Annotated in this window: 1 protein-coding gene; it reads right to left on the reverse strand. The window is 64.5% G+C overall.

Translation table 11 applies throughout. From position 1 onward, the window contains the following. Positions 1–763 (reverse strand): MMPL family transporter (locus A5784_RS37305; RefSeq protein ID WP_156750986.1); only part of this gene is annotated, 763 nt, incomplete at both ends.

A 763-nucleotide genomic window follows, 5' to 3' on the forward strand; every position in this document is an offset into this window, starting at 1 on the left:
GCCAAGGTCACAAGCAGGTTGGTGGCGAACGTCGAGAGCCCGATGATGTTGTAGTAGCCCAGGAACGCGATCAGCCCGCGCGCCGCGGACAGCTCCAGCACGACCATGAGCAGCACCAGCACGACCGTGATGATCGAGCGGTACACGAGCAGCAGCATCACGATGATGACGGTGAACGTGAGTCCCTCGATCATCTGCATGCTGCGGTCGCCTGCGATGTGCTGATCGGCGGACAGGGCGGCCGGGCCGGTCACGTAGGTGTGGATGCCCTGCGGCGCCGCAACGCTCTTGACGATGTTCTGAACGGCTTCGACGGACTCGTTGGCCAGCGCCTCGCCCTGGTTACCGGCGGTGTAGACCTGCACGTAGGAGGCCTTGCCGTCGGAGCTCTGGGCACCCGAGGCGGTCAGCGGGTCGCCCCAGAAATCCTGGACGTGCTCGACGTGCTTGGTGTCGGCGCGCAGCTTGGCCACGACCTGGTCGTAATAGTCGTGGGCGTCGGAGCCCAGCGGTTCGTCGCCCTCCAGCACGATCATGACCGAGCTGTTGGACTTGAACTCTTGGAACACTTCGCCGACGCGCTTCATCGCGATCATCGACGACGCCTGATCGGGGGTCATCGACACCGAGCGCATCTTCCCCACCTCTTCGAGCTGGGGAACGACCACGTTGAGCACCACGATGATGGCGATCCAGCCGAGGATGATGGGCAGCGCCAGGCGCCGGATCCACTTGGCGATGCCACTGTGGTCGGCGGCGTGCT

Source organism: Mycobacterium sp. 852013-50091_SCH5140682, assembly GCF_001665685.1.
Taxonomy (GTDB): Bacteria; Actinomycetota; Actinomycetes; order Mycobacteriales; family Mycobacteriaceae; genus Mycobacterium.